This is a genomic window from Clavibacter quasicaliforniensis, from assembly GCF_051201715.1.
Classification (GTDB): Bacteria; Actinomycetota; Actinomycetes; order Actinomycetales; family Microbacteriaceae; genus Clavibacter; species Clavibacter seminis.
This window is the reverse complement of the sequence record NZ_CP139624.1, coordinates 421,467-446,838: the sequence shown is the minus strand read 5'-3', so window position 1 is coordinate 446,838 and position 25,372 is coordinate 421,467. Positions and strand designations below refer to the sequence as shown.

General features: G+C 73.5%; 27 protein-coding genes. 16 read left to right on the top strand and 11 right to left on the bottom strand.

Annotation, left to right across the window (positions count from 1 at the left end; all coding sequences use genetic code 11):
* Positions 1–31: 31 nt before the first annotated feature.
* The 5 genes from NL142_RS02175 to NL142_RS02155 form a co-directional block, all read right to left on the bottom strand.
* Positions 32–1,723: an MDR family MFS transporter gene (locus NL142_RS02175; protein ID WP_435080790.1), complete on the bottom strand. Its 1,692-nt coding sequence runs from the start codon at positions 1,721–1,723 to the stop codon at positions 32–34.
* Complete coding sequence (locus tag NL142_RS02170; protein WP_435080789.1) at positions 1,720–2,337, bottom strand: TetR/AcrR family transcriptional regulator; 618 nt, start codon at positions 2,335–2,337, stop codon at positions 1,720–1,722. Before NL142_RS02170 ends, NL142_RS02175 begins: the two co-directional genes overlap by 4 nt.
* 95 nt (positions 2,338–2,432) lie before the next feature.
* On the bottom strand, positions 2,433–3,143 hold the full coding sequence (locus tag NL142_RS02165) for a DUF3349 domain-containing protein (protein WP_194683558.1): 711 nt from the start codon (positions 3,141–3,143) through the stop codon (positions 2,433–2,435).
* 2 nt (positions 3,144–3,145) lie between these two features.
* Positions 3,146–3,457 carry a hypothetical protein gene (locus NL142_RS02160; RefSeq protein WP_435080788.1) on the bottom strand — a complete coding sequence of 104 codons (312 nt, stop codon included), beginning with the start codon at positions 3,455–3,457 and terminating at the stop codon, positions 3,146–3,148.
* A gap of 11 nt (positions 3,458–3,468) precedes the next feature.
* Positions 3,469–4,686, bottom strand: a complete 1,218-nt coding sequence (locus NL142_RS02155; protein ID WP_435080787.1) for an inorganic phosphate transporter — start codon at positions 4,684–4,686, stop codon at positions 3,469–3,471.
* A gap of 128 nt (positions 4,687–4,814) precedes the next feature.
* Here NL142_RS02155 and NL142_RS02150 point away from each other — a divergent pair, with 128 nt between their 5' ends.
* The 6 genes from NL142_RS02150 to NL142_RS02125 all read left to right on the top strand — a co-directional run bounded on the left by NL142_RS02150 (position 4,815) and on the right by NL142_RS02125 (position 9,410).
* Positions 4,815–5,381, top strand: a complete 567-nt coding sequence (locus NL142_RS02150) for a GNAT family N-acetyltransferase (RefSeq protein ID WP_435080786.1) — start codon at positions 4,815–4,817, stop codon at positions 5,379–5,381.
* A gap of 137 nt (positions 5,382–5,518) precedes the next feature.
* Positions 5,519–6,940: a DUF6421 family protein gene (locus NL142_RS02145; protein WP_435080785.1), complete on the top strand. Its 1,422-nt coding sequence runs from the start codon at positions 5,519–5,521 to the stop codon at positions 6,938–6,940.
* The gene (locus NL142_RS02140) at positions 6,937–7,566 is read left to right on the top strand and encodes an SDR family oxidoreductase (protein WP_435080784.1); all 630 of its coding nucleotides are present in this window, start codon (positions 6,937–6,939) and stop codon (positions 7,564–7,566) included. The genes NL142_RS02145 and NL142_RS02140 overlap by 4 nt, the downstream gene beginning before the upstream one ends.
* A gap of 90 nt (positions 7,567–7,656) precedes the next feature.
* Entirely contained in the window at positions 7,657–8,559 is a 903-nt protein-coding gene (locus NL142_RS02135; protein ID WP_435080783.1) for a phospholipase D-like domain-containing protein, read from the top strand.
* A gap of 18 nt (positions 8,560–8,577) precedes the next feature.
* Entirely contained in the window at positions 8,578–9,084 is a 507-nt protein-coding gene (locus tag NL142_RS02130; RefSeq protein WP_435080782.1) for an ATP-binding protein, read from the top strand.
* Between the two features lie 20 nt (positions 9,085–9,104).
* Positions 9,105–9,410, top strand: coding sequence for a DUF1905 domain-containing protein (locus tag NL142_RS02125; RefSeq protein ID WP_194683566.1), 306 nt, complete (start codon positions 9,105–9,107; stop codon positions 9,408–9,410).
* 16 nt (positions 9,411–9,426) lie between these two features.
* On the opposite strand, the gene NL142_RS02120 is transcribed toward NL142_RS02125, so the two are convergent.
* Positions 9,427–9,786, bottom strand: a complete 360-nt coding sequence (locus NL142_RS02120) for a VOC family protein (protein ID WP_194683567.1) — start codon at positions 9,784–9,786, stop codon at positions 9,427–9,429.
* Between the two features lie 168 nt (positions 9,787–9,954).
* On the opposite strand from NL142_RS02120, the gene NL142_RS02115 reads away from it, so the two are divergent.
* Together NL142_RS02115 and NL142_RS02110 are read left to right on the top strand one after the other, a co-directional pair.
* Positions 9,955–11,712, top strand: coding sequence for a DHA2 family efflux MFS transporter permease subunit (locus tag NL142_RS02115; RefSeq protein WP_435080781.1), 1,758 nt, complete (start codon positions 9,955–9,957; stop codon positions 11,710–11,712).
* Complete coding sequence (locus NL142_RS02110; protein ID WP_435080780.1) at positions 11,709–12,311, top strand: MarR family winged helix-turn-helix transcriptional regulator; 603 nt, start codon at positions 11,709–11,711, stop codon at positions 12,309–12,311. The genes NL142_RS02115 and NL142_RS02110 overlap by 4 nt, the downstream gene beginning before the upstream one ends.
* Positions 12,312–12,415: 104 nt before the next feature.
* Here NL142_RS02110 and NL142_RS02105 read toward each other — a convergent pair whose 3' ends face one another.
* The 3 genes from NL142_RS02105 to NL142_RS02095 form a co-directional block, all read right to left on the bottom strand.
* Entirely contained in the window at positions 12,416–13,021 is a 606-nt protein-coding gene (locus tag NL142_RS02105) for a hypothetical protein (RefSeq protein WP_146079881.1), read from the bottom strand.
* Between the two features lie 64 nt (positions 13,022–13,085).
* Positions 13,086–13,664, bottom strand: a complete 579-nt coding sequence (locus tag NL142_RS02100) for a hypothetical protein (RefSeq protein WP_435080779.1) — start codon at positions 13,662–13,664, stop codon at positions 13,086–13,088.
* A 131-nt stretch (positions 13,665–13,795) separates the two neighbouring features.
* Positions 13,796–14,296, bottom strand: a complete 501-nt coding sequence (locus tag NL142_RS02095) for a MarR family winged helix-turn-helix transcriptional regulator (RefSeq protein WP_435080778.1) — start codon at positions 14,294–14,296, stop codon at positions 13,796–13,798.
* 62 nt (positions 14,297–14,358) lie between these two features.
* Between NL142_RS02095 and NL142_RS02090 the strand changes: the two genes are divergently transcribed.
* From NL142_RS02090 to NL142_RS02080, 3 genes are read left to right on the top strand one after another with little or no spacing between them, the layout of a single operon-like run.
* Positions 14,359–14,889: a phenolic acid decarboxylase gene (locus tag NL142_RS02090; RefSeq protein ID WP_435080777.1), complete on the top strand. Its 531-nt coding sequence runs from the start codon at positions 14,359–14,361 to the stop codon at positions 14,887–14,889.
* On the top strand, positions 14,889–15,680 hold the full coding sequence (locus NL142_RS02085) for an alpha/beta hydrolase (protein ID WP_435080776.1): 792 nt from the start codon (positions 14,889–14,891) through the stop codon (positions 15,678–15,680). The genes NL142_RS02090 and NL142_RS02085 overlap by 1 nt, the downstream gene beginning before the upstream one ends.
* A gap of 32 nt (positions 15,681–15,712) precedes the next feature.
* Positions 15,713–16,231 (top strand): GNAT family N-acetyltransferase, encoded by a 519-nt coding sequence (locus tag NL142_RS02080; RefSeq protein WP_435080775.1) that lies wholly within the window; start codon positions 15,713–15,715, stop codon positions 16,229–16,231.
* 9 nt (positions 16,232–16,240) lie between these two features.
* Here NL142_RS02080 and NL142_RS02075 read toward each other — a convergent pair whose 3' ends face one another.
* A complete protein-coding gene (locus NL142_RS02075) occupies positions 16,241–17,323 on the bottom strand; it encodes an ABC transporter substrate-binding protein (RefSeq protein WP_435080774.1) in 1,083 nt (360 codons plus the stop codon).
* Between the two features lie 30 nt (positions 17,324–17,353).
* Between NL142_RS02075 and NL142_RS02070 the strand changes: the two genes are divergently transcribed.
* Positions 17,354–18,361, top strand: a complete 1,008-nt coding sequence (locus NL142_RS02070; RefSeq protein ID WP_435080773.1) for a FecCD family ABC transporter permease — start codon at positions 17,354–17,356, stop codon at positions 18,359–18,361.
* The gene (locus NL142_RS02065) at positions 18,358–19,389 is read left to right on the top strand and encodes a FecCD family ABC transporter permease (RefSeq protein ID WP_435080772.1); all 1,032 of its coding nucleotides are present in this window, start codon (positions 18,358–18,360) and stop codon (positions 19,387–19,389) included. Before NL142_RS02070 ends, NL142_RS02065 begins: the two co-directional genes overlap by 4 nt.
* Before the next feature lie 13 nt (positions 19,390–19,402).
* Here NL142_RS02065 and NL142_RS02060 read toward each other — a convergent pair whose 3' ends face one another.
* Positions 19,403–20,065, bottom strand: coding sequence for a pentapeptide repeat-containing protein (locus tag NL142_RS02060; RefSeq protein WP_086505226.1), 663 nt, complete (start codon positions 20,063–20,065; stop codon positions 19,403–19,405).
* Positions 20,066–20,250: 185 nt separating this feature from the next.
* Between NL142_RS02060 and NL142_RS02055 the strand changes: the two genes are divergently transcribed.
* The 3 genes from NL142_RS02055 to NL142_RS02045 all read left to right on the top strand — a co-directional run bounded on the left by NL142_RS02055 (position 20,251) and on the right by NL142_RS02045 (position 25,323).
* Positions 20,251–22,512 (top strand): carboxypeptidase regulatory-like domain-containing protein, encoded by a 2,262-nt coding sequence (locus tag NL142_RS02055; protein WP_435080771.1) that lies wholly within the window; start codon positions 20,251–20,253, stop codon positions 22,510–22,512.
* Between the two features lie 166 nt (positions 22,513–22,678).
* The gene (locus NL142_RS02050) at positions 22,679–24,481 is read left to right on the top strand and encodes a carboxypeptidase regulatory-like domain-containing protein (RefSeq protein ID WP_435080770.1); all 1,803 of its coding nucleotides are present in this window, start codon (positions 22,679–22,681) and stop codon (positions 24,479–24,481) included.
* 92 nt (positions 24,482–24,573) lie between these two features.
* Complete coding sequence (locus NL142_RS02045) at positions 24,574–25,323, top strand: carboxypeptidase-like regulatory domain-containing protein (protein WP_435080769.1); 750 nt, start codon at positions 24,574–24,576, stop codon at positions 25,321–25,323.
* Positions 25,324–25,372 lie beyond the last annotated feature (49 nt).

The following is a 25,372-nucleotide window of genomic DNA, read 5'->3' as shown; positions in this document are numbered from 1 at the left end:
CAACGGGTCGTGCGCCGACCGGATGCCCGGGTCAGCTCCCGGATCCGTCGCTCGACGGCACCGCGATCCGCGACGCGTCGTCGGCCGCGTCCGGTCCGGTCGCCTCCGCGGGGCGCGTGCCGGCGCGGACGCCCGCGCGCTGCTCCGCCTCGAGCCGCTCGGCCTCCTCGCCGCCCACCGCCTCGCCGCGGGCGACGAGCCCGGCGACGTCCGACAGCGGGATCTGCTTGAGCACGAGCGAGAGCACGAAGGCGATCGCGATGAACGGCACGAGGTACCAGAACACGGGCGCCAGGGCGTCGGCGTACGCGTCCACGATCCCGTCGCGCACCGCGGGCGGCAGGGCGTTCAGCGTCTGCGGGTCGATGCTGCTGGCCGAGGCCGCCGCATCACCCGGAGCAGCTCCCGCCCCGGCGAACACGGTGGTGAGGTTCTCGGTGAGGCGCGTCGTGAACAGCGTGCCGAACACGGCCGTGCCGAGCGCGGCGCCCACCTCGCGGAAGTAGTTGTTCGTGCTGGTCGCGGTGCCGATCTGCGCGGCGGGCACCGCGTTCTGCACCACGAGCACCACCACCTGCATGATCAGGCCGAGGCCCAGCCCGAAGACGAAGAGGAACACGCAGATCAGCCACACGGGCGTCTGGGCGGTGAGCGAGGTCATCAGCACGAGCGCGAGCATCGTGAGGAGCGTGCCGACGATGGGGAAGATCCGGTACTTCCCGGTGCGGGTGATGAGGATGCCCGAGGTGATCGACATCCCGATGAGGCCCACCATCATCGGCAGGAGCAGCAGCCCCGAGACCGCGGCGGAGGTGCCGGTGGACATCTGCAGGAACGTCGGCACGAATCCGATGGCTGCGAACATCCCGATGCCGAGCGCGAGGCCGATGGCGGTGGCGTTCACGAAGACGGGGTTCCGGAAGAGGCTCAGCGGGATCACCGGGTCGTCCGCGCGCGACTCCGTGAACACGAACAGCGACGCCGCGACCACGAGCCCGAGGCCCCACGCCCAGGTGAGGAGCGATCCCCAGCCGTACGCCTTGTCGCCGCCGAAGTCGGTGAAGAAGATGAGGCACGTCGTCGCGATGGAGAGCAGCACGACGCCCGCCACGTCGATCCGCTTCGTGGCCTTCTTGCTCGGCAGCGTGAGCGTGATGAACGCCACGACGAAGGCCGCGATCCCGATGGGGATGTTGATGTAGAACGCCCACTGCCAGGTGAGGTGGTCGACGAAGAAGCCGCCGAGGAGCGGGCCGCCGACGGCCGAGAGGCCGAAGATGCCGCCGAGCGGGCCGAGGTACTTGCCGCGCTGGTTGGCCGGCACGATGTCGGCGATGATCGACTGCGACAGGATCATGAGCCCGCCGCCGCCGAGGCCCTGCGCCGCGCGGAACACGACGAACGACCAGAAGTCGCCCGCGAACGCGCAGCCGACGGAGGCGAGCGTGAAGATCGCGATGGCCGCGAGGAAGAGGTTCCGCCGGCCGAGCACGTCGCCGAACTTGCCGTAGATGGGCATGACGATCGTGGTGGCCAGCAGGTAGGCCGTGGTGATCCAGACCTGGTGGTCGACGCCGCCGAGCTCGCCGACGATGGTCGGCATCGCGGTGGAGACGATGGTCTGGTCGAGGCTCGACAGGAGCATGCCGGCGATGAGGGCCGAGAAGATGATCCAGATGCGCCGCTGCGTGAGCAGGAGGGGCGCGGGGGCGGTGGCGGTCATGGGGTCCGTTCGTGCTGGCGGGTGGTCGCGGTGGTGGTGGGATGGGCGATCTCGCGGAGGGCGTCGAGGCGCCTCCGCAGGATGAGCTGCATGGGGTCGGCGTTGCCGGGGACGAGGAACTCGCGCGCGCTCGCCCGGCCGAGGGCGCCCATGGTCTGGACGACGACGGCCGCGCGGAGGTCGCCGGCGGGCAGCCCCTCGCGGCGCTCGACGAGGAGCACGTCCTTCGCCTCGTCCTCCATGGCGGCCTCGAGGGCGCGCACGAGGAGGTCGGGCTCGCGGCGGAAGGCCGCGTGCATGTCCTGCATCGAGGTGCCGTCGGTGTCCAGGCGCGCCCAGCGCTCGAGGCACAGGTCCGCGAAGTCGTCGAGCAGCGAGGGCGAGAGCGCCGGATCCCGGGGGTCGCCGGCCGCGACGAACGCGTCCTCGACGTCCTGGGTCTCGACGCGGGCGGAACGCCCGAAGAGCGCGTCCTCCTTGGAGGCGAAGTAGTTGAAGAAGGTGCGGCGGGAGACGCCGGCCTCGTCGCAGACCTCCTCGACGGTGAAGCCGGAGAGGCCCCGTTCCGCGGTGAGGCGTCGGGCGAGCGTCGTGAGCTTCGCCGAGGTCTCCACCCGGCGACGCTCACGCAGTCCCGTTGCACTTGTCGTCACGAAGTGCATGTTTGCACCTTTGGGCAGTCAGTGCAAGTGCGGTATGCCCGCCCGCGTCAGATGCGGAAGCCCTCCGGCCAGCCGTGGGCCTCGAGGTACGCGCGCACGCGCTCGATGTCGGCGTCCGACGGCATCTCGGAGGTGACGCCCGCGATGGCCGAGGCGACGTCGAGGCGGCTGGCGGGCAGCCCACCCTCGGATGCGAGCCGCGCGCTCACCTCCTGCACCTCCTCGTCGCTGAGACGGCGACGCAGCAGCGCGAGCAGCGGGACGAAGTCCTGCTCGGGCAGGCCGGCCGGGTAGCCGGCGCGCAGCCATGCGACGATGCGGGAGACGAGGCCCGTGCGCTCGGTCGCGCGCGCGTCGGCGGCGTCCGGCTCGTGCAGGTCCTCCGGGGATCCGAGCGGCCAGCCCGCCGCCGCCAGCCGCGCCGACACGCGCACCAGGTCCTCGGGCATGGCCGGGCCGAGCAGCATCGCCTCGACGCGCTCGCGGAGTTGGCTCCTGCCCATCTCCTCGCCGGCGGCCTCGGCCGCGACCGCGTCGTCGACGAGCTGGTCGACCACCTGCTCGAGCTCCTCGGCGGTGAGGCTGCGGCGGAGGATCCCGAGCAGCGGCACGTAGTCCTGGTCCGGCACGCCGGACGGGTAGCCCGCACGCAGCCAGCCGACGACGCGCTGGACGATGCCACGGTCGGAACGGCCGGGGACGACGACGCCGGTCGTGCCGTCGCCGGGCCCGCCGGCCTCGGATGCGCTGTCGGTCATGGTCAGCCCTTCGAGGTGAAGGTCGGGATGACGTGCTCGAAGCTCACCGTCTGGCCGAGGCCCGTCGCGATGATGAGCGTGAGGCCCGCGATCACGGCGAGGACGACGACCGCGTAGCAGAGGGCGCCGGCCACCTGGAGGACGACGGGCGGCGTGCGACGCGCGGAGTCGGATCCGGCGACGCGGCCGCTGGTGTCGGGGCTGGCGAGCGCGAAGGACCGCACCCCGAGCGCGAAGAGGGCGGGCAGGCCCGCGCCGAGGACGAGGGCGACGAGGGCGACCTGGCCGACCGCGGAGAGGAAGAGGGGGAGCATGGCGGGATCCTTCAGGCGTCGGCGGGCTGGGCTGCGGGGCGGGCGGTCTTCTCGTCGGACCACTCGTCGTTGACGTTGTGCGCGCCGACGTCGTCCTTGCGCGAGCGGACGTAGACGGTGATCGCGACGGCGACGAGCACGAGCGTCATCGCGATGCCGCCGGCCGCGCCGCCGATGAGGTGGCCGAGCCACCACATGACCGCGCCGACGAGGGCGGCGGCCGGGAGGGTGATGATCCACGCCACGACCATGCGCAGCGCCACGCGCCAGCGCACCTGCGCGCCGGGGCGGCCGACGCCGGAGCCGAGGATGGAGCCGGTGGCGACGTGCGTGGTGGAGAGCGCGAAGCCGAGGTGGCTGGAGGCGAGGATGACCGCGGCCGACGAGCTCTCGGCCGCCATGCCCTGGTGCGTGTCGATCTCGACGAGGCCCTTGCCGACCGTGCGGATGATGCGCCAGCCGCCGATGTAGGTGCCGAGGGAGATGGCGAGCGCGCAGCTGATCTTGACCCAGAACGGCACGGACTCGGTGTCGGTCCAGCCGCCCGCCGCGATGAGCGCGAGCGTGATGACTCCCATGGTCTTCTGCGCGTCGTTCGTGCCGTGCGCGAGCGAGACGAGGGAGGCGCTGCCGATCTGGCCGATGCGGAAGGTGCGGTCGAGGCCGCGCCCGGCGAGGTTCCCGATGATCCGGAACACCAGCCAGGTGCCGACGGCGGCCACCGCCCCGGCGAGGATCGGCGACATGAGCGCCGGCAGGATCACCTTGCCCACGACGCCGTCGAGCTTGGATCCGTCACCCGCCCAGTTCACGCCGTTCAGCCCGAGGCCCGCGAGCGTCGAGCCGATGAGGCCGCCGAACAGCGCGTGCGAGGAGCTCGACGGGAGGCCGAGCAGCCAGGTGAGCAGGTTCCAGACGATGCCGCCGATGAGGCCCGCGAGCACGATGAGCAGCAGCGCAGATCCGCCGCCCTGCAGCAGAGCCGGGTCGGGGGCGCCCGACTTGTCCTGGATCTTCACGACCGCGTTCGTGACCGTGAGCGCGACCTCGATGCTGAGGAACGCGCCGACCAGGTTGAGCACCGCGGAGAGCGTGACGGCCACCTTCGGCTTCAGCGCGCCGGTGGCGATGGAGGTCGCCATGGCGTTCGCCGTGTCATGGAAGCCGTTGGTGAAGTCGAAGGCGAGCGCCGTGATGACGACGAGCACGAGGAGAATGAATGGATCCACGGCGATGATCCTGCGCCCTGCTCGCATGTCCCCTCTACGGGGGACCGTCGGGTTCACCCGCTGTTCACCCGCGCCTGTGGAGAAGCCGGCCCCCGCTGCCGTCGCTCGAACCGACCCGGAGGACCCCCATGCCCGAGACCCCGCCCGCATCCCCGGCCGCCGCGCTCGTCCCCGTCGACGTCGAGCGCGACCGCGACGCGCTCCGGGAGTTCCTGACCTCGAACGCGTTCCCGTTCCACGTCCGGCCCCGGCCGACGGCCGCGGACGTCGACGCGCGCATCGCCGACGGCGACTTCTCCGGGCCCGAGCACGCGGCCCTGTGGGTCGAGGTCGCGGGATCCGGCCGCGTGGGCCTCGTCGTGCTCGACGACCTCGAGGATCCGGGCGTGCTGTTCGACCTGCGGCTCGCGGAGGCCGCGCGCGGTCGCGGGCTCGGCGCGCCGGTGGTGCGCGCGCTGACCGCTCACGTGTTCGGCTCGTACCCGCACGTGACGCGCTTCGAGGCGCAGACGCGCGACGACAACCGCGCGATGCGCCGCGTGCTCGTGCGCGCGGGCTTCGTGAAGGAGGCGCACTACCGCGACGGCTGGCCCGTCGTGGGCGGCGAGCCGCGTGCGTCCGTCGGCTACGCGATCCTCCGGCGCGACCACGAGACGGGGACGACGACGCCCGTGCCGGCCGACGACGAGGCGTAGCCCTCGCCGCTCGCGCACGGATGCTGCGTCGCCGATCTGATCCACGCGCGGATCCGGCACGCGGGACACGATCCGGCGCCGATCCCGCGGATACGGTGGAGGCACCGCACGCCACCCGCACGATCGGAGGTCGATCCATGTCCAGCGCCGCACCCACCGCAGCCGTCATCGGCGAGCCCGAGGTCGTCGAGGACGTCGCGACCGTCGCCTCCTCCCCCGCCTGGCTCGCCCTCAAGGACGCCGCCGTCGCGCTCCAGCCCATGCAGGTCAAGGACGGCTCGGTCCCCGACGCCGCGCACCACGCGGAGGCCGCGCGGCTGATCCAGTCCATCCGCGACTCCGTCCGCGCGCTCGCCCCGCTCTTCCCGCACGACGCCGCCTACCTCGCGGCGCTCGACGTGGACTTCGCGCGCTGGGTCGACGCCGGCCTCGGCGTGCCCGACTTCCTGGACTCCCTGAACGCGTTCCAGCCGCAGCGCGACCGCGTGGACGGGATCCGGCACCTCGTCGTCTTCCCGATGACCACGCAGAACGGCAGCGCGTCCAGGCTCGTCGAGGCCGTGCTCATCGAGGTCGTCTGGCCCGAGTTCGTGGAGGAGCTCGAGGCGGGCGACTACGGCAACGCGCTGTTCGTCCCCATCCGCTTCGTCGACTTCACGCCCGGGTACGACACCAACTCCGCGGTGCTGTTCCCCGAGACCGTCGCGATGCGCGAGATCCCGACCTTCACCTGGGGCGCGATCTTCGCCGACCGCGAGGCCGCCCGCTTCCGCCGCGTGGTGCGCCACGCCGCCGAGGTCACGAAGCTCGAGCTGCCGGACGACGCCCGGCGCCTGCTGGAGGACCAGCGGCTCGCGGAGGAGACCTTCGTGATGTGGGACCTCATCCACGACCGCACGCACATGCGCGGCGACCTGCCGTTCGACCCGTTCATGATCAAGCAGCGGATGCCGTTCTTCCTCTACTCGATCGAGGAGCTGCGCTGCGACCTCACGGCGTTCCGGGAGGCCGTCGCGATCCAGCGCCGGCTCGCCGCGATGGACCCCGCCGAGCGCACCGACGCCGACGACGCGCTGCTCGAGCGCGCCGGCATGGTTCAGCACGCGGTGATCTTCGACCGCATCTTCCGCTTCGCCATCACCGGATCCCGCGTGCGCAACTACGACGGCCTCGGCGGCCAGCTCCTGTTCGCGTGGCTGCACCAGCACCACGTGCTGCACTGGACCGACACGCGCCTCACGATCGACTGGGACGACGTCGCCGACGTGGTGATCGCCCTCGCCGACCGCGTGAACGACCTCTACTGGCGCTCCATCGACCGGCCGAAGACCGCGCACTGGCTGGCCGCGTACGCGATGGTCACCGAGACGGTCACGCCGCACCCCGCGTCCACCTGGGCGAAGGGACCGGATGCGCTGCCGCTCGACGGACCGCCGAAGGGCCTCACCGACCTCGTGCTCGACGACGAGTTCCCGCTCAGCATGTTCTTCGAGGCGCTGGAGAAGAAGATGCGCGACGTCATCGGATCCACCGCCGGGATCACGGGGCAGGCCGCGTGAGCGTCGACGGCCGCGTGGTGGTGGTCGCGGGCGCGTCGAGCGCCGCCGGGCGGGCGGTCGCGGCGGAGCTCACGGCAGCCGGCGCGCGCGTGGTCGCCGTCGGCACGGACGCCGGACGGCTCGCGGAGGTCGACGCCGAGCGCCGCGAGGTGTGCGACCTCGCCGACCACGCGGCCGTCGTGGAGCTGGCCGACCGGATCCGCGCCGAGCTCGGCGGCGTCGACGGCCTGATCCACCTGGTCGGCGGCTGGCGCGGCGGCAACGGCCTCGAGGGCCAGACCGACGACGACTGGGACTTCCTGCACGAGCGGCTCGTCACCACGCTGCGCAACACCACGCGCGCCTTCGACGCCGACCTGCAGGCATCCGACGCCGGTCGTCTCGCCATCGTCTCGTCCACGGCCGTGCAGCGCCCGTACCCGGGCGGCGCGAACTACTCGACCGCGAAGATCGCGGCGGAGACGTGGGTGCGCGCGGTCGACCGCGGGTTCTCGAAGGCCGGCTCCCCCGCCCGCACGACGATCTTCGTGGTCAAGGCGCTCGGCGGCCTCGAGCGGGCGCTCGCCCGGCGGGTCGTGAAGCTGTGGACGGCCGTGCCGCCCGAGCGCGACCTGATCGAGGGCTGACGCGGCCGTTGCTCTAGCACACGGGGATCGCCCCGGATTGGGCACGTCCCGACCTCCCGTGGGCGCCGACGCGCGGTATACGTTCACGTGGTGACACCAGCCGCCAGAACAGCCGAGCACGACGCCTTCGGCCCGTGGATCGACACCGTCCGCACCCTCGACGAGGTCCCCCGCCTGTACCGCCCGCACGGCGTCGACCCGTTCGCCGCCCGCCTGGTGCTCAAGGTCCCGCGCGACATCCCGCGCCGCGACACCGACCCGACGATGGACCTGTACGACCACCTGCTCGTCGTCGGCGACCGCGACCTGGAGGTGCTCTCGCGCGACGGATCCGCGTTCACCGCCCGGCGCATCCCCTTCGCCGACCTCGTGGCCGTGCGCGACCGCGTCGACCTGCTCGACGGCCTGCTCACGGTGCACACGGCCGATGGCCTGGCCCTGCGGATCCCGTTCAACGGCGCGTCCGCCGACGTGGTCGTGGAGCTGACCGAGCTGCTGATGACGCTCGCGGCCGAGTCCGCCGGGGTGCCCGGCTCCTGCCCGACGCGGACGCCGCAGGCGACCCCGCGCATCGACGTCGGACAGGACGAGGCCGGCGTCGCCGCGGCGTACTGGGACCTGGCGGGGCGCGATCCGCAGCTCCGCTACCTCTCGTCGCGCCCGCGCACGCCGCTCGTGCCCACCGCCGACGGCCTCATGGGCGCGCTGCAGCGGCTCCGGCCGATGAGCCTCGCGGGTGCGGTGGCGGCGTGCTCGCCGCGCGAGCTGCTGATCCTCACGCGCCGCGACCAGATCCTCCGCCGCCGCACCGCGACGCTCTCCATCGACCGGCTCCGGATCCTCCGCCACGCCATCTCCAGCACCACCGCCGAGCCGCACCCGCGCTGGGTCGGCATGTCGACGGTGACGATCCGCGCGGGCGCCGCGTCCTTCGAGATCGTCGCCGCGTCCGCGGACGAGCTCGAGTGCGACCTCGTCACGGGCGGCAGCTGAGATGCGACGACGGACGCCGTGATCCTCACCGGCACCGTCGGCGCGGGCAAGACCACGACGATGCACGCGCTCGGCGCGGTGCTCACCGCGCGCGGGGTGCCGCACGCGCTGGTCGACATGGACGCCGTGAGCCTGCTCCGCCCGGCGCCGCGTACGGATCCGTTCCAGCAGGAGCTGGCGCTCCGCAACCTCGGCGACCTCGCCCGCAACTACCGGGAGGCCGGAGCGCGCGTGGTGGTGGTCGCGGCCGTCGTCGAGCACGCCCGCGACCTGCCCAGCTACGCCGCCGCGCTCGGCTCCCACGACCCGATGCTGGTCCGCCTGACGGTCGACGCCGACGCGGTGCGTGCACGGCTCGACGCCCGCCACGGCGACGACGCCGCGGCCCTCGCCTGGCACCGCGATCGCGCCCCCGAGCTCGCCGCGATCATCGGCGCCGCGGGCCTCGGCGGCCACGCCATCGACACCACGTCCCGCACCCCCGCCGAGGTCGCCGAGCTCATCGCCGACCGCGCCGGCTGGTGAGCGCGCCCTAGGGTCGAAGGGTGACCGACGACCTCCCCCTCGACTTCACCGCGCCGCTCTGGGCCTGGGAGGCACGGCGCGCGCTCTGGACCTTCGTGAGCCTGCCCACCGACCTCGGCCCGATGCTCCGCGAACTGGGCGAGGCGGGCCGCCGCGGCTGGGGATCCGTCCCCGTCCGCGTCCGCGTCGGCACCACGACCTGGCGCACGTCCGTCTTCCCGCAGGGCGACGGCTCGTGGGTGCTGCCGATCAAGCGCGCGATCCGCGACGCCCACGGCCTGGAGGTCGGCGACGACGTGCACGTCGACCTCGAGCCGCTGCCGTGAGCGACGCGCTGCGCGACTAGCCGCCCGCGGGCGGCGTGTACAGCTGGAGGTCGTTGCCCTCGCTGTCCTGGAACGGGAGGATGCGGCCCCACTCGTGGTCGCTGATCTCGCCCGTGATGTCGGCGCCGCGCGCCCGGATCCGCTCGAGCTCGTCCTCGATGGAGCCGTCGGGCGTGAAGGAGATGACCGCCCCGCCGCTCGACGAGCCGCCCGCCTCCTCGCGCGCGTTGAGCCCGATCATCAGGCCGTCCGCGTCGATCTCGCTCCAGTCCGCGTCCTCGCTCGTGATCGTGAGACCGAGCGTGTCGCGGTAGAACGCCACCGCGCGCGTCATGTCCTTGACGGGCAGCCAGACCGTCGCCACCGAATCGACCATGGGGTTCCTCCTCGCATCGAGGCCGGTCGGTCGACCGGCTCTCCCTCCCGGTCTACTCCCGCCCGCGCGCCGCCTCCGGCCCGGGGAGCGGATCCACGGCCAGCCGAGATGGTTGACAACGATCCACCATCGGCATATGGTTGCTTGCAGTCAACTACCCGGAGGATCATGTCCCAGCACCACCCGGCCACCGCGTCACCCGCGAAGGCCCCTCGCCGCACCGTCTCGGCCGACGGATCCATGTCGAAGCGCCAGGTCCTCGAGTCCCTGTCGGGCCTCCTGCTCGGCATGTTCGTCTCGATCCTCGCCGGCACCGTCGTCTCGACCTCGCTGCCGATCATCATCAGCGACCTCAAGGGCGACCAGTCCGGCTACACCTGGGTCGTCACCGCGACCCTGCTCGCCACCACCGTGAGCACGCCGCTCTGGGGCAAGTTCGCCGACCTCTTCAACCGCAAGCTGCTCATCCAGCTCGCCCTCGGCACCTTCGTGCTGGGATCCGCGCTCGCCGGCTTCTCGCAGAACACCGAGACGCTCATCGTCTTCCGCGTGCTGCAGGGCCTCGGCGCCGGCGGCCTCGCGGCGCTGAGCCAGATCATCATGGCCGACATCATCAGCCCGCGTGACCGCGGCCGCTACGCCGGGCTCTTCGGCGCCGTCATGGCCGTCGGCACCGTCGGCGGCCCGCTCCTCGGCGGCGTCGTGACGGACGCGTTCGGCTGGCGCTGGAACTTCTTCATCGCGCTGCCGATCGCGATCATCGCGATCATCCTGCTGCAGGTCACCCTCCACCTCCCCGCGCACCCGAAGCGCAAGGTGCACGTCGACTACCTCGGCGCGGTCTTCATCGCGAGCGGCGTCTCGCTCCTGCTCATCTGGGTCTCGCAGGCCGGCAAGCAGTTCGAGTGGGCCTCGGGCACCTCGTACCTGATGGCGGGCGGCGCGGTCGTGCTGCTGATCGCCGCGGTCGTCACCGAGCTCAAGGTCGCCGAGCCGATCATCCCGCTCACCATGTTCCGCAACCGCACCTTCACGCTCTCCGTTCTCGCGAGCCTCGCGGTCGGCATCTCGCTGTTCGGCACGTCGGTCTTCCTCGCGCAGTACATGCAGCTGTCGCGCGGCGCCACGCCGACCCAGTCGGGCCTGCTGACGATCCCGCTCATGGCGGGCCTGCTCATCTCCTCGACCGTGTTCGGCAACCTGATCAGCCGCCGCGGCAAGTGGAAGGCGATCATGATCACGGGCGCCGTGCTCATCGTCGCCGGCACATCGCTGCTGTCCACGCTCCGCTACGACACCGACTTCGTGCTCGTCGGCATCTACATGTTCGTGCTCGGCGCGGGCCTCGGCATGCTCATGCAGAACCTCGTCCTCGTCGTGCAGAACGCCATCGAGGTCAAGAACCTCGGCGTCGCCACCAGCGCGGTCACCTTCTTCCGCAGCCTCGGCGGCACCGTCGGCGTCTCGGTCCTCGGCTCGATCCTCGGCACGATCATCGCGTCGGAGATCACCGCGGGGATCATCAAGCTCGCTCCGACCGACCAGGCCGCGGCCGCGCAGGCCCTCGGCTCCGGCGTCATCCCGCAGGTCTCGCAGCTCAGCCCCGCGGTCCGCACCGTGGTCGAGAGCGCGTACGGCGTCGGCATCGGCGACGTGTTCCTCTACAGCGTGCCGCTCGCGATCGTGTCGCTCATCGCGGTGATCTTCCTGCCCAACGCGCAGCTCGGCAGCAAGAACGCCGTGCAGCTGAAGAGCGACAAGGCCGCGTCGTCCGACGCCCGTGGGGTGCACCGCACCGACGCCGAGGACGCGCTCATCGGCGCATCCGCCGGAGCCGTCGCCCTCACCCCCGCCGGCGAGGCGAACCCGACCGGATCGATCCGACTGCCCGAGGCCGAGGACGCCGGGGTCGACGCCCGCCGATGAGCGACGTCGACCGCTCCCCCGTGGGCGACACCGCGGGTGACTCCCCCGGCGTCGCCGACGGGCTCGTCGACGGGATGGCCGATGGGGTGGCCGCGGGCATCGCCGAGGTGGAGGAGCAGATGACCGCCCTCGCCGCGCGCATCCGGGCCACCACCCGGGAGGCCGCCGCGCGGATCCACCCGGAGCTGCCGCCCATCGGCTACAAGATGCTCCGCGTGATCCGCCGCTGCGGCGCGGCCCACGCGAGCGCGGTCGCCGACCAGCTCGGGGTCGACCGCAGCGTGGTCAGCCGACAGCTGCGCCAGCTCCAGGAGCTGGGGCTCGTGGAGGTCGGCGCCGACGCGCAGGACGGCCGGGTGCGCGTGCTCGCGCTCACCCCGGCGGGCCGCGCGGGGATCGAGGCGGACGACGCCCAGGGTGGCAGCCGCCTGATCCGCGGCCTCGGCGAGTGGACACGCGACGACCTCGACGCGTTCGCCGGGTACCTCGCGCGGCTCAACGCCGTCGCCGGTCCGGACATCGCGACCGACCCGACCCGCTGCGTGCCCGACGACGACGAGGCCGCCCAGGTGCCGGGCGCTCCCGTTCACGCGGCCTGAGGCCAGGCGGGATCGCTCAGAGGATCACGACGCGCCGTCGGACGGGGATGCGCTCCCCGACCGGCGGCGCGTCGTCGCGTCCGGCCGCGCTTCTGGGCGTTCCCCTACTCGGCCACTCCGCGAGCGAACCCATCCAGCGCCTGCATCCGCTGCCTCTCGTCCGAGTAGACACCCCATGAGAGAAGCAGGCAGTCGTCCCCGATCTGCGACGCGTGCGGTTCACGCAATGGAAGGACGACCATGACGACGAGGCCGCGTCTCGCTGCTGCCGTCGCGGCCACCCGCGAGGATTCGCTTTCAGGCGGTACGAGGCCGTGAGGTGCCGCTGGGAGAGCCAAGAACCACTCCGTGTAGCGATCGAGGTCAAGGAGGGCCGCGACGTCCCGATCCCACGGGGGAGGGATCACGTCACGGACGGACGCGACGTCTCCCGTATCCGCGGCGACCAAGGTCGCTTGCCTTCTAGCTCCTCCTCCCGCATGCCAGGTGATCGCCTCCAGCCAGTGACGTCGCACGTGCTCTCCGGCCTCGGGGATCGCATCGCCATCGAGTCGGGCAGTGGGCGTGGCGGGCCAGCGCGACGGCGGGATGCCGGTGTCCGCGAGGGCATGCAAGTCCCGGATATGCATGAGCTTCATCAAGCCGTCATCATTGATGAGGGTCGACGGTTTCGATGCATGCGCGGACGAGGACGCTTCTTCCTTCAGCACGACGCACTCCCCTCCAGGCGGGGAGTGCCTACCGTCGGGTCTCCAACGAAGGCGGCATGGGTACTCATCCGAACGCCGCGGTCGGGCCGGCCGAGTAGCAGACCGTTCCGTCATCACCCACGACGTGCGCGGTGAGCGGGACGACGGCGACACCTGGACCCACGAGCGTCGCAGCGGCCTGAGCAGACCAGGCGCCGGCGCTCGGTCCATCCCACGGGAATGTATGAGATGAGAACACCGACACGGCATTGACCCGCCAGGTCTTCTCCGCCATCGGGAACGGGACGTCGTATCCGGTATTGACGGCCAGCGTGTCGTTGGACAGCTTGGCCGCGGTCACGAAGGACGAGCCGCAGTCGCCGGGAAGGGCGTCGTCAAGCACGACCTCGCTCTTGGCTTCCGCGGACACCGGCACGCTCGTCTGACGTCCATGCGCGTCGGTCACGATGCGATAGCCGTGCGCCTCGGCCACAGACGTGTCGTAGCCTCGGAAGGACATCGGAGCAGATGAGCTGGTGACGACCGCAGCTGGGGCAGCGTCTTCGGTGGCGGCGTGGGCGGGGAGTGCGATGGACGTCGATGCGACGATCGCGCCCAGCGCCATCACGACGGCGGCGGTGCGCGGACGGGATTGCATGTGCACGTTGATCTCCTTTGATCAAGTTGCGGGAAGGCCGCCATCATCTGCCTCCACGCGCACATGATGGCGATCCACCCACAGGGGCCATGAGCGACCAGGACTCGACGTCCCGAGCAGGGGCCCGGACCCAGAGGTCATGGGTGGGGCTTGTCGGCAGCCTCGGTGCGCCGGGGCTCGCCCCCTATCGCCGCGTGCAGGGCCTCGAGGGCCGGGAGCGCGCGGGCGATGGCGTGGCGCTCGTCGGGCGTGAGACGGCGGAGGGCGCCCACGAGCACGCCCTCGGCCGAGCGGTCGAAGGTGCGCAGCAGATCCCGCGCGCGATCCGTGAGGCCCACCTCGGTGCTGCGACCGTCGCCCTTCGCGAGGCGCCGGTCGACGAGCCCGTCGCGCTCCATGGCGAGGATGAGGTTGCTGACGGTGGAGCGCGCGAGCCCGAGAGCGCGACCGAGCCCGGTGGGCGTCGCCCAGCCGGTCGTCTCGAGGCGGCGGAGCACCTCGACCTGCGCGTCCGGCAGGTCGGGCAGGTCGGCCGCACTCCGCGACGCGTTCATCAGGCGTCGCCGGAAGGGCCCCAGATCCGCGCCGAGCCGCCGCGCGACGACCCGCAGCTCGGCGTCGGACGGGTCGGAGGGCATGCACCGAGGATACCCAGGAAGATGCGCTTGTGACAAACGCATTCCGGTGTCAGGATGCCCGCATGACAACGATCACCACGAGCGTCGAGCACCCCGTGCCCGCTCAGGACCTCAGCCCCCTCGTCGGACACCGTCTCATCTACACGTACGCCAACGGCTGGCAGTACGAGATGTACGTGAAGAACGCCACGACCATCGACTACCGCATCCACTCGGGCATGGTCGGCGGCCGCTGGGTCAAGGACCAGACGGTCGACCTCGTCGCCCTCGCCGACGGCGTCTTCAAGGTGTCGTGGAACGAGCCCACGGGCACCAGCGTCGTCGTCAACATCATCCCGGCCGCGCGCGTGCTGCACGGCACGATCTTCTTCCCGCGCTGGGTGGAGGAGGACGGGTCCAAGACCGTGCTCTTCCAGAACGACCACCTCGACGAGATGCGCGCCCACCGCGACGCCGGGCCCACGTACCCGATCTACGTGGTGCCGGAGTTCGCCCACATCACCCTCGACGAGTTCGTGGGCGCCGACGACGAGACCGTCGTCGACACGGCGCCCGGCGACCTCCCGGCCGGCTTCGCCGACCGGAGCAACTGATGGACCGGGCCGCCGCGGCCCGGGTCGCCCCGCTCGAGCTCGACCACGGCGGGCGCACCCTCCGCGGCTGGGAGCACGGCACCGTGCGACCCGGCGCCCCCGCTGCGCTCCTCGTGCACGGCTTCGGCGACTCGGGCACCGGCGGCCACGGCCTGTGGGTGCCGGTCGCCCGGGCGCTGGCCGCGTCCGGCACGGCGGCGCGCGCCTACGACCGGCTCGGGCACGGCGTGAGCGACGGCGACTTCGCCGACGTGCGCCTGCTCGACGAGGTCGACCAGGTGACCGCGATGATCCGCGCCCTCGCCCGGGACGCGGGCGGACCCGTGCACGTGGTCGCCCACAGCCTCGGCGGCGTCGAGTCGGCGCTGGCCGCCGCGCGCGCGCCCGAGCTCGTGGCGAGCCTCACGCTGTGGTCGCCGGCCGGCGTGGTGGTCGACGACATCACGGAGCACGGCCGCGTGATGAGCGTGCCGCTCGCGCCGTCCCGGGAGCGCGGCGTCGTCGACGTCGCCGGCATGGGCCTCGGCCTGGGCTTCCCGGACGAGGTGCTCGCGGGCGTCGACGTCTACGGGCCGGTCGCGGGATACGCGGGCCCGGTCGACGTGCTGCACGGCACGGCCGACGAGGTCGTGCCGGTCTCCTACGGCGCGCGCTACGGCGAGCTGATGCCAGGCGCGACATTCACGGCCGTCGAGGGCGCGGATCACGGCTGGTCGTCGGTGGGTCTGCGCCGGATGCTCGTGGAGCGGCTGCTCGCGCACGTGGCACGGGCGTCGGGCGGGGCTGCGTAGCCGACGCCACGCCCGGCGGGGAGGATGGGGACGTGCTCGCCGAACTCGTCCTCCCCGTCCCGCTCACCGCCCGCGTCGACGGCGTGATCCTCCGCCGCGCGACCGCGGCCGACCTCGCGCCTCTCATGGGCCTGCTCGCCGACGACCCGGTGAGCGCAGGGCGCGGCGACCGGGCGGATCCGGATGACGCCGACCTCTACCGCGACGCTCTCGCGCGCATCCTCGCCGACCCCGCGAACGACCTGCTCGTCGCGACCGACGCGGACGGCGCGGTGGTCGGCACGTTGCAGCTCACGGTGATCCCCGGCATGGCCCGGCGCGGCAGCTCCCGCCTCCAGGTGGAGGCCGTGCGCGTGCGGAGCGACCTGCGCTCGGCCGGCATCGGCGGCGCCATGATGCGCTGGGTCGCCGACGCCGCCGCGCCCGCCCTCGGGACGCCCCTCGTGCAGCTCACCTCGGACGCCGCGCGCGTCGACGCGCACCGCTTCTACGAGCGGCTCGGGTACGCGCGCTCGCACGTGGGGTTCAAGCTGCGCATCCCCGAGGCGTAGCGGCGCGGGTCAGCCGAGCGCCGACCGCATCGCCTCGAGCACCGCGCGCGCCGCCGTCGGACCGGTGTTGAGGTAGAACACGTCGTCGTCCACGAAGGTGACCGCGTCGTCCTCCACCGCCTGGAGCGTCGGCCAGAGCGGGAGGCCGGTGAGCGCCTTCTCGTCGCCGCCCTGCACGCCCGCGAACACGTGGTCGCCCTCGGCCAGGTCGATCTGCTCCTCGCTGATGTCGCGCGAGGTCGCATCCGTGAAGTCCTGCTCCTCCGGGCGCGGGAGGCCCGCGTCCTCGGCCACGGATCCGGCGAAGGACGCCACGCCGAAGACGCGGATGCGGTCGGCGGAGGAGCGGAGGAACGAGACGGTCGGACGCTCGGAGAGGCCCGCGCCGAACGCGGCCGCGTCGGACTGGTAGGAGTCGAGCCAGGAGGCGGCCTGCTGTGTGCGGCCGACGGCGTCGGCGAGGAGCAGGAGGTCCTGCTTCCAGTAGAGGCCCGTGCCCTGCGTCGCGACGGTGGGCGCGATGGCGGAGAGGCTCGCGTAGAGCGAGGCCGCGTCCTTGCCCGTGACGTTCATGAGGATCAGGTCGGGCTTCGCGGCGGCGACGCTCTCGATGTCGGGCGAGATGCGGTCGCCGAGGGGCTCGACGGCGGCGAGCGCGTCGGCGTCCTCGGGGAACGCGCGGGTGAGGTAGTCGGGGACGACGGCCGCGCCGTCCGCCGCCGTGGAGGCGACGGGGACGATCCCGAGGGTGAGCAGCGAGTCGGCCTGGCCGGTCGAGATGACGGCGACGCGCTGGGGCGCCGCGGGGATGGTGGTCGTGCCCGCGAAGTGGACGAGCGTGCGCGGGAAGACGCCGTCGGGCTGGCCGCTGCCCTTGCCGTCGGGCATGGTGCGGGGTGTGGTGTAGCCGGCGCCGGCGGGGTCGGCCGCGGCGCCGGTGCCCGAGGTGCCGGCGCCGGTGGATGCGGCCGGCGCGGCGCAAGCGGCGAGCGCGACGAGGACGGTGGCGGCGAGCGCGACGCCCGCGAGGCGGCGGCGGGTGGGACGGCGGTCGGGTCGGGTGTCGGGACGGGGTGGGGAGGCGATGATCACCGAGGCAGCTTAGGGTAGCCTTACCCGGCCATGCCGCCGACCCGATCCGCGCCCGCCGCCGCAGCCGCGGTCGTGGCCCTCGCCGCGCTCGTCGCGCTGTGCGCCGTGAGCCTCGCGACGGGATCCCGGGACATCGCCCTCGATTCCGTGTGGCGTGCGATCCAGCATCCGGACGACGGCAGCCGCGACGCGATCATCGTCTGGCAGCTGCGGGCGCCGCGCACGCTCCTCGCGGTGGCCGTCGGCGTGCTGCTCGCGGTCGCGGGCGTCGTGATGCAGGCCATGACCCGGAACCCGCTCGCGGAGCCCGGCCTCCTCGGCGTCAACGCGGGCGCGTCGCTCGCCGTGGTGCTCAGCGTCGCGGTCTTCGGCGTCGGATCCGCCGCCGGGTACGCCGTGCCCGCGTTCGCCGGCGCCGCCCTCGCCGCCGTGGTCGTGGTGCTCGTCGGCATGCGGGCGGGGCCGCGCGCGGATCCCACGCGCCTGCTCCTCGCGGGCACCGCGCTGACCGCGAGCCTCGCCTCCGTGACGGGCGTCGTCACGCTCTCCGACCCGCGGACCTTCGGCGACTACCGCTCCTGGGTGGTGGGATCGGTGGCCTCGCGCGACCCCGCCGACCTCGTCTGGCTCCTCCCGCTCACGGTCGTGGTGGTCGTCGGGGCGCTCCTGCTCGTGCGCCCGCTCGCGGTGCTCGCGCTCGGCGACGACACCGCGACCGCGCTCGGCAGCTCGGTCGGGCGCGTGCGGCTGGCGGGATTCGTCCTCGTGACGCTCGCGTGCGGGGCCGCGACCGCGGTCGCCGGGCCGATCTCGTTCGTCGGGCTCGTCGTGCCGCACGCCGTGCGCCTGGTCGTCGGGCGGCGCGAGCGGCCGGTGCTGCTCGGATCCGTGGCGGCCGGGCCGATGCTCGTGCTCGGCGCCGACGTCCTCGGCCGGATCGTCGCGCGGCCCGGCGAGCTGGAGGCCGGCATCGTCACCGCGTTCGTCGGCGCGCCCGTTCTGCTCGCCCTGGTGCTCCGGCGGACGGGCGCGCGGTGAGGCCGCGCATCCCGCTGCGGGACCGGGTCGTCCTCGGGATCCTCGTGCTCGCGATCCTCGGCGCCGCTGCCGTCGGCCTCGGCACTGGCGCCTACCCGCTGTCCCCGGCGCAGGCGCTCGACGCCCTGCTCGGCGGCGGCGATGCGCAGGCCCGCTTCATCGTCGCCGACCAGCGGCTGCCGCGCGTGGTGTGCGCGATCGCGGTCGGGGCCGCGCTCGGCCTCAGCGGGATGGTGTTCCAGAGCGTCTCGCGCAACCCGCTCGGCAGCCCGGACGTCATCGGGTTCAGCACGGGCGCGGCCACCGGCGGGCTCGTCGCGATCCTGGTCACCGGATCCACCGCCGCCGCCCCCTCCTCGGCCGGATCCATCGCCCTCGGCACGGTGGTCGGCGGCTTCGCGACCGCGTTCGCCGTGCACCTGATGAGCTCCCGCACCGCGACCACGGGCGAGCGGCTCGTGCTGGTGGGCATCGCGGTCGGCGCGATGCTGGCGTCGGTGAACGACTTCCTCATCACCCGCAGCGACCTCGAGCTGGCGCAGGCGGCCGCGACCTGGCGCTTCGGCACGCTCAACGGCATCTCCTGGCCGCAGGTCGCGCCCGCCGTGCTGGTGCTGGCGGTGATCGTGCCGCTCGCGTTCCTCGGCGAGCCGCCGCTGCGCATGCTCGAGATGGGCGACGACACCGCCCGCGCGCTCGGCCTCGACGTGGGCAGGTGGCGGACCGTGATGCTCGCGGCTGGCGTCGCGCTGGCCGCGGTCGGCGTCGCGGCCGTGGGCCCGGTCGGGTTCGTCGCGCTCGCCGCGCCGCACCTCGCCCGCCGCATGATGCCCGGCAGCCGGGGCCGCATGCTGCCCGCGCTCGTGGTGGGGGCGCTGCTGCTGAGCGTCGCCGACCTCGTGGCCGGCCGCCTGCTCAGCCCGTTCCAGATCCCCGTCGGGCTCGCCACCTCCGCGATCGGCGGCCTCTACCTGCTGTGGTTGCTCGCGTCGCCGGACACCTCGCGTCGGGCGGCGTCGCGCGGCTGACCCGCGGGACCCCTCAGTCCTCGACGCGCACGCGGAAGTGCCGCGCGAAGACCGGGCCGAGCGCCATGAGCTGGGTCGAGTCGAGGACGGCGCCGCGGAGGCCGTCGGGGGTGTCGAGGTCCATGATCTCGGCGCCGCGGAGATCCAGGTGCGTGAGGCTCGAGTCGGCGAGGTCGAGCGTGCCGATGGTGGTGCGGGCGAACGCGATGCGCATGCCGGCGGTTCCCCGGAGGTCCAGCTCCTCGATGGCGCAGTCGGTGATGAGAAGGTCGGTGATCTTCGAGCCGCGCAGGTTCACGAAGCCGAGCCGGCAGTCGGTGATGTGCACGGAGGAGAGCGACGCGTCGTAGAGCTCGGCGGATCCCACGCGCGAGCCCTCGAGGCGCACGTCGCGCATCCGGATCCGCGGCGCCTTCAGCACGGGCGCGTCGAGGCGGGAGGCGAGCACGTCCACGAGGCTCGCGGCGGTGAGGTCGGCCTCGTGCAGGCGGATCCGCTCCAGCGCGCACTCCTCGAACCCGATGTCGACGAGGTCGGCGTCCGTCAGGTCGGCGTCGGCGAAGCGCAGCCGCTCGAAGGACGCGTGCGCGTCGAGGTCGGACGGGTCGCCGTCCGCCAGGCCCTCGAGCCGCGGGTCGCTGATCCGGGGCGGGAGGATGCGGGTGGATGCGGCCATGCGGAGCCTCCGGGGCGGGTGCGGGTGCGGGTCGGTGCGGATGCGGCCGCCCGTCGGGCGGCGCTCCCACGGTACGGGAGACCCCCGCGCTCCGGCCGCGGCCCGAACTGGGTACGGCGCCGGACGGCGAGCGCGCGATAGGACTGGGGCAGGCCGCACGGACGCGGTCGGAATCCGGGAGAGTCATGTCATCTGCACGTCGTCGGGCCGTCGTCGGCCTCGTCTCGTTGGCGCTCGTCGCCTCCGCGCAGGTGGGGATCGCCTCCGGCGCATCCGCCGCCGACGCGCCCACGCCCGCCGCATCCGCGGCCCCCGACGCCGCACGCGGATCCGCCCCCGCCGCCGCGAAGGCAGCCGCCTTCACCGCGTCGCCGAGTCCCACCATCACCGGCACCGCGCAGGTCGGCTCGCCGCTCACCGCGGTCACGGGCACGTGGACCCCCGCGCCCGACTCCTTCTCCTACCGCTGGTGGCGCGACGGGGTGGCGATCTCGGGCGCGACCGCCGCGCGCTACGTGCCGGTCGCCGCCGACCAGGGGAAGAGGATCACCGTCACGGTCACCGCGGCGAAGAGCGGCTACACGTCGCTCGCCCGCTCGAGCGGCCCGACCGCGGCCGTGACGGCCGCCCCCGCCGCGCTGCCGTTCACCGCGGCGCCCGTCCCGACCATCACGGGCACCGCGACCATCGGCAGCCCGCTGACCGCCGTCCCGGGCACCTGGACCCCGTCGCCGCGCTTCGCCTACCAGTGGTTCGTCGGCGACAAGCCGATCTTCGGCGCCACCGCGTCCACCTACACGCCGACCTACTCCGACCTCGGTCGCGCCCTGTCGGTGTCGGTCGCGGGGTACCGCGACGGCTACGCGACCACCGTGCGCATGAGCGCGCCGACGCCGGCCACCGTGGGCCGCGGCACGCTCACCACCGCCGTGCCCACCATCACCGGATCGGCCGTCGTCGGCTCCGCGCTGCGCGCCGTGCCGAACGCCTGGAGCCCCGACCCGACCTTCGAGTTCCGCTGGTTCGCCGACGACGAAGCGATCTCCAACGCCACGGGCGAGTACTACACGCCCGTCGCCGCGGACATCGGCAAGCGCATCACCGTCACGGTCACCGGCAGCGCGGCCGGCTACAACCCGGCGGCCCGGACGAGCGCCCGCACGGCCGCGGTCGTCGCCGCCACCACCCCGCCGCCCGTACCGGCGACCGGCACGATCGTCGGCCGCGTGTACCTCGACTCCGTCGCCCCCGGCAACCTGATCTCCTCCGGCGAGGTCACCCCGTTCCGCGTCGGAGCGGCCGAGGCCACGTCGTCGCCCATCGTCGACGGCGCCTTCCGCGCCGAGGGCCTCCTGCCGGGTGACTACCGGCTGGCCGCGAACGTCACGGTCGGCGGGCAGCGCCTGTACCAGTACTACGGCGAGGCGGACGGCGTCACGGACGGCCGCACCTTCACCGTGCAGGCCGACGGCACCGTGCGGCTCGACGTCGTGCTCAAGCGCTACGCGACCATCAGCGGCACCGCGACCCTGGCCGACGGCAGCCCGGCGGTCGGATCCCAGGTCGAGGTCTTCCAGGTGCGCGGAGGCGAGGTCTCCGGCGCGACCACGGATGCGTCCGGTCGCTTCGTGGCCGACGGGCTGACCCCCGGCCAGTACGAGGTGCACTTCACCGCCCCGTTCACGAACCCGGACGGCGTCATCGGCGAGTGGTACAGCGACACCGACGACCGCAACGCGGCCACGCGCTTCACGGTCGGCTGGGGCCAGGCCGTGACGGGCGTCGACCCGACGCTGGACGCCGGGTCCCGGCTCTCAGGCATCGTCCGCGCACCGGACGGATCGCCGTACGCGGGCGCGCGCGTCTACGTCGTCCCCGAGGCGGCGGCCCTGCTGGGCGCCGACCCGCGGACGGTGGGCGGCGCGCCGACCGACGCGACCGGCCGGTTCCGCATCACCGGGATCCTGCCCGGCCGGTACTACGTGTTCGTCGCGGCCGACCGCTCCGAGGCTCCCTCGTACGCGTCCCAGTGGCTGGGCGGCAGCGGATCGCTCGCCTCGGCGACGGTCTACACCGCGACGCGCCGCGCCGACCTCCCCTCCGTCGACGCGCGCTTCGTCGTCAGCTCCTCGGTGACCGCCACGATCTCGGGCACGCCGGCGGCCGGCTGGTCCGACCACGCCCAGGTCACCCTGTTCCAGGGCGGCACCGCTAAGAGGACCACGTTCGTCGACCCGGGCATGGACGCGTTCCTCGACTCCGTGCCCGCCGGCACCTACCGCGTGCAGGTGACGTACTTCCGCGACTACGTGCCGTCGTCCCGCTGGTGGGACGGCGGGACCGGCGCCGACCGCTCGGAGCTGGTCGTGCCCGCGGGGAAGGACGTGGCCCTCGCGATCCGCTCGGCCCCGGCGGTGGTCACCACGGGGACGCCGGTCGCCCGCTAGCCGCGCGACGCCGACCGACGACGCCGCCGCGACCCACCGGGTCGTGGCCGCGTCGTCGTGCGCGGTCCGCCGCGCCCCCGTTCCGCGCGACACGTCGACAGCCGACGGCTCCGCGCGGTAGGCATGCAGCGGGCACCGCGGTCGGCGGCGCCGGACCGGGGGATCCATGCACGCACCACGTCGACGCGCCCTGATCGGGCTGCTGTCGCTCTCGCTCGTCCTGTCCGCGCAGGCCGGCATCGCGGGATCCGCCACGGCCGCCGACGCGCCCGCCGGCGCCGCCGCGAGCGCGACCCGCGCCGCGTCGGCCTTCACCGCGTCACCCAAGCCGACCATCGCCGGCACCCTGCGCGTCGGCTCCACGCTCACCGCGGTCACGGGCGACTGGGCACCGAAGCCGACGACCTTCGGCTACCGCTGGTGGCGCGACGGCGTGGCCGTCGCGGGCGCGACCGGATCCACGCTGAAGCTCACCGCGAAGGACGCCGGCGCGCGCATCGACCTCACCGTCACGGGACGCCGAGGCGGTTACGCCTCCCTCGCGCGATCGAGCGGCCCGACCGCCGCCGTCGCGCCCGCCACCACGACGCCGACGCCGCCCGCGCCGACGCCCGCGCCCACGGCTCCGACGCCGGACCCGACGCCGGCACCGACGCCGGAACCCACCCCCGACCCCACGCCTCCCGTAGCCACGGTCCCCTTCACCGAGGCCTCCGACCCGGTCATCACCGGCGACGTGCAGGTCGGCCGCCCGCTGCGCGCCGTCGCGGGCGTGTGGACCCCGCGCCCGACCTCCTTCGCCTACGCCTGGCAGGTGGACGGCGTCGCCGTCGCGGGCGCGACGTCCATCTCCTACACGCCCGTCGACGCGGACGCCGGGAAGCGGATCACCGCGACGGTCACCGGCACGGCCCCCGGGATCACACCCACCACCCGCACCAGCGCGGCGACGCCGCCGGTCGCGGCCGCGGGCGTCGACCTCCCCGAGCAGCCGTCGACCGGGAAGGTGGTCGGGAACATCTACCTCGACTCCGTGGATCCGGCGAACCTCGTGTCCTCCGGCGAGATCTACCTCGAGCCCGCGCCCTACGAGTTCAGCGACGGCCTCGTCTCCGGCGTCGTCGGCGGCGCGTTCTCCTTCTCGGGCGTGCGCCCGGGCGAGTACCGGCTGCACGCCTTCTTCAACGTCGGCGGGAAGTACCTCTACCAGTACTACGGGCAGACGAACGACGTAAAGCGGGCGCAGACGTTCGCGGTGCAGGCCGACGGGACAGTCCGCGTGGACGTGGTCCTCAAGCGGTACGCCACCATCCAGGGCACGGTCACGACGACGGGCGGGGTCCCCGCGAAGGGCCTCTCGGTCGCCGCCTACCGCACGTACGACGGCCAGCTCCTCGACTCCACGACGACGGACGCGCAGGGCGGGTACACCCTCTCGAGCGCGGAGCCCGGCGACTACCTGATCAAGGTCGGGACGCCCGTCGGCGACTCCCGCGGCATCATCGGCGAGTGGTACTCGGACGCCTACGACAGGGAGAGCGCGACGCCGGTCACGGTCGCGCAGTGGGGCACGCCGGTCACCGGGATCGACGTGGAGCTCAACCGCGGCGCGAGCGCGAAGGGCCAGATCTACCGGTCAGACGGGGTGGGGACCCCCGCGGCGTCCGTGCGCTTCGTCCCCGTGGCCGCGGCCGCGGAGGGCGTCGCCCCGACCACCGGCCTCGTCGCGTTCGTCGACCAGTACGGCCGATTCAGCATCAACGGGATCACGCCCGGCGAGTACGTCGTGTACGTCGCCGCGGCCGGCGAGACCCCGCGGCAGCTCCCGCGGTGGGCGGGAGGCACGGGCAGCCTCGCCACCGCGACGCGCTACACGGCGGCGCTCGACACGCAGCTGCCGGCGATCTACGTGCAGCTCGCGCGGGATCCGGCGGCCGGGGCCTCCCGCGCCGCGCCGACCGCGCGCTGACCGCCCCCATCGGGGGTCGTGACCTCGGCGCGGCGGAGGAGTAGACCGGTCTCCCGACCGGCAACCGCGCCGGTCCGAGCATCGGAGCGCCCATGCCATCCGTCCGCCGACGCGGTCTCGTCGGCCTCATCGCCCTGGCCCTGATCACCGCAGCTCAGGCCGGCCCCGCCTCCCCCGCATCCGCGGATCCCGCCGCACCCGCGGCCGGTGCCGCCGACAGCGCCACCACCGCCACCGTCGTCGGCCGCGTCTACCTCGACCGCGTGGACCCCCGGAACCTCGTCCGCACGGGCGAGGTCTCCCTCGAGCTCGCCGACATCCCGTTCGGCGACAGCGTCGACATCGTCGACGGCGCGTTCCGCTTCGAGGGGATGCGCACCACGCGGTACACGCTGCGCGCCTGGGTCGCGTTGGGCGGCACGCCCGCATCGCAGTACCTCGGGCAGGTCAACGAATGGCGGGACGCGCGGTTCTTCACCGCGCCCGCCGGCCGCGAGACCCGCGTAGACATCGTGATCCGCACTCCCGCGGGCATCGGCGGCACGGTCACGCTCCCGGGCGGCGCACCCGCCGCGGCCGCTCCCGTCGACGTGATGCGCGCGACCGGCGACGGGCGCCTGGAGGCGTCCGGCTTCACGGACGCGTCCGGCCGCTACGCGCTCGGCAACCTCGAGCCCGGCTTCTACGTGGTGCGCTTCGGCACGCCGTCGTCGGATCCGCGCGCCTACCTCCCCGAGTGGTCCGGCGACCGCACCCAGCGCGCGCTCGCCACGCGCATCGCCGTCTCGCGCTGGGGTCAGGTGGTCACGGGCGTCGACGCGACGCTCGCGCCCGCCCGGTGACGGCCGCGCCCTGGGTCGGCTGATGTCGCGCGCCCCGCCGCGAACCTCG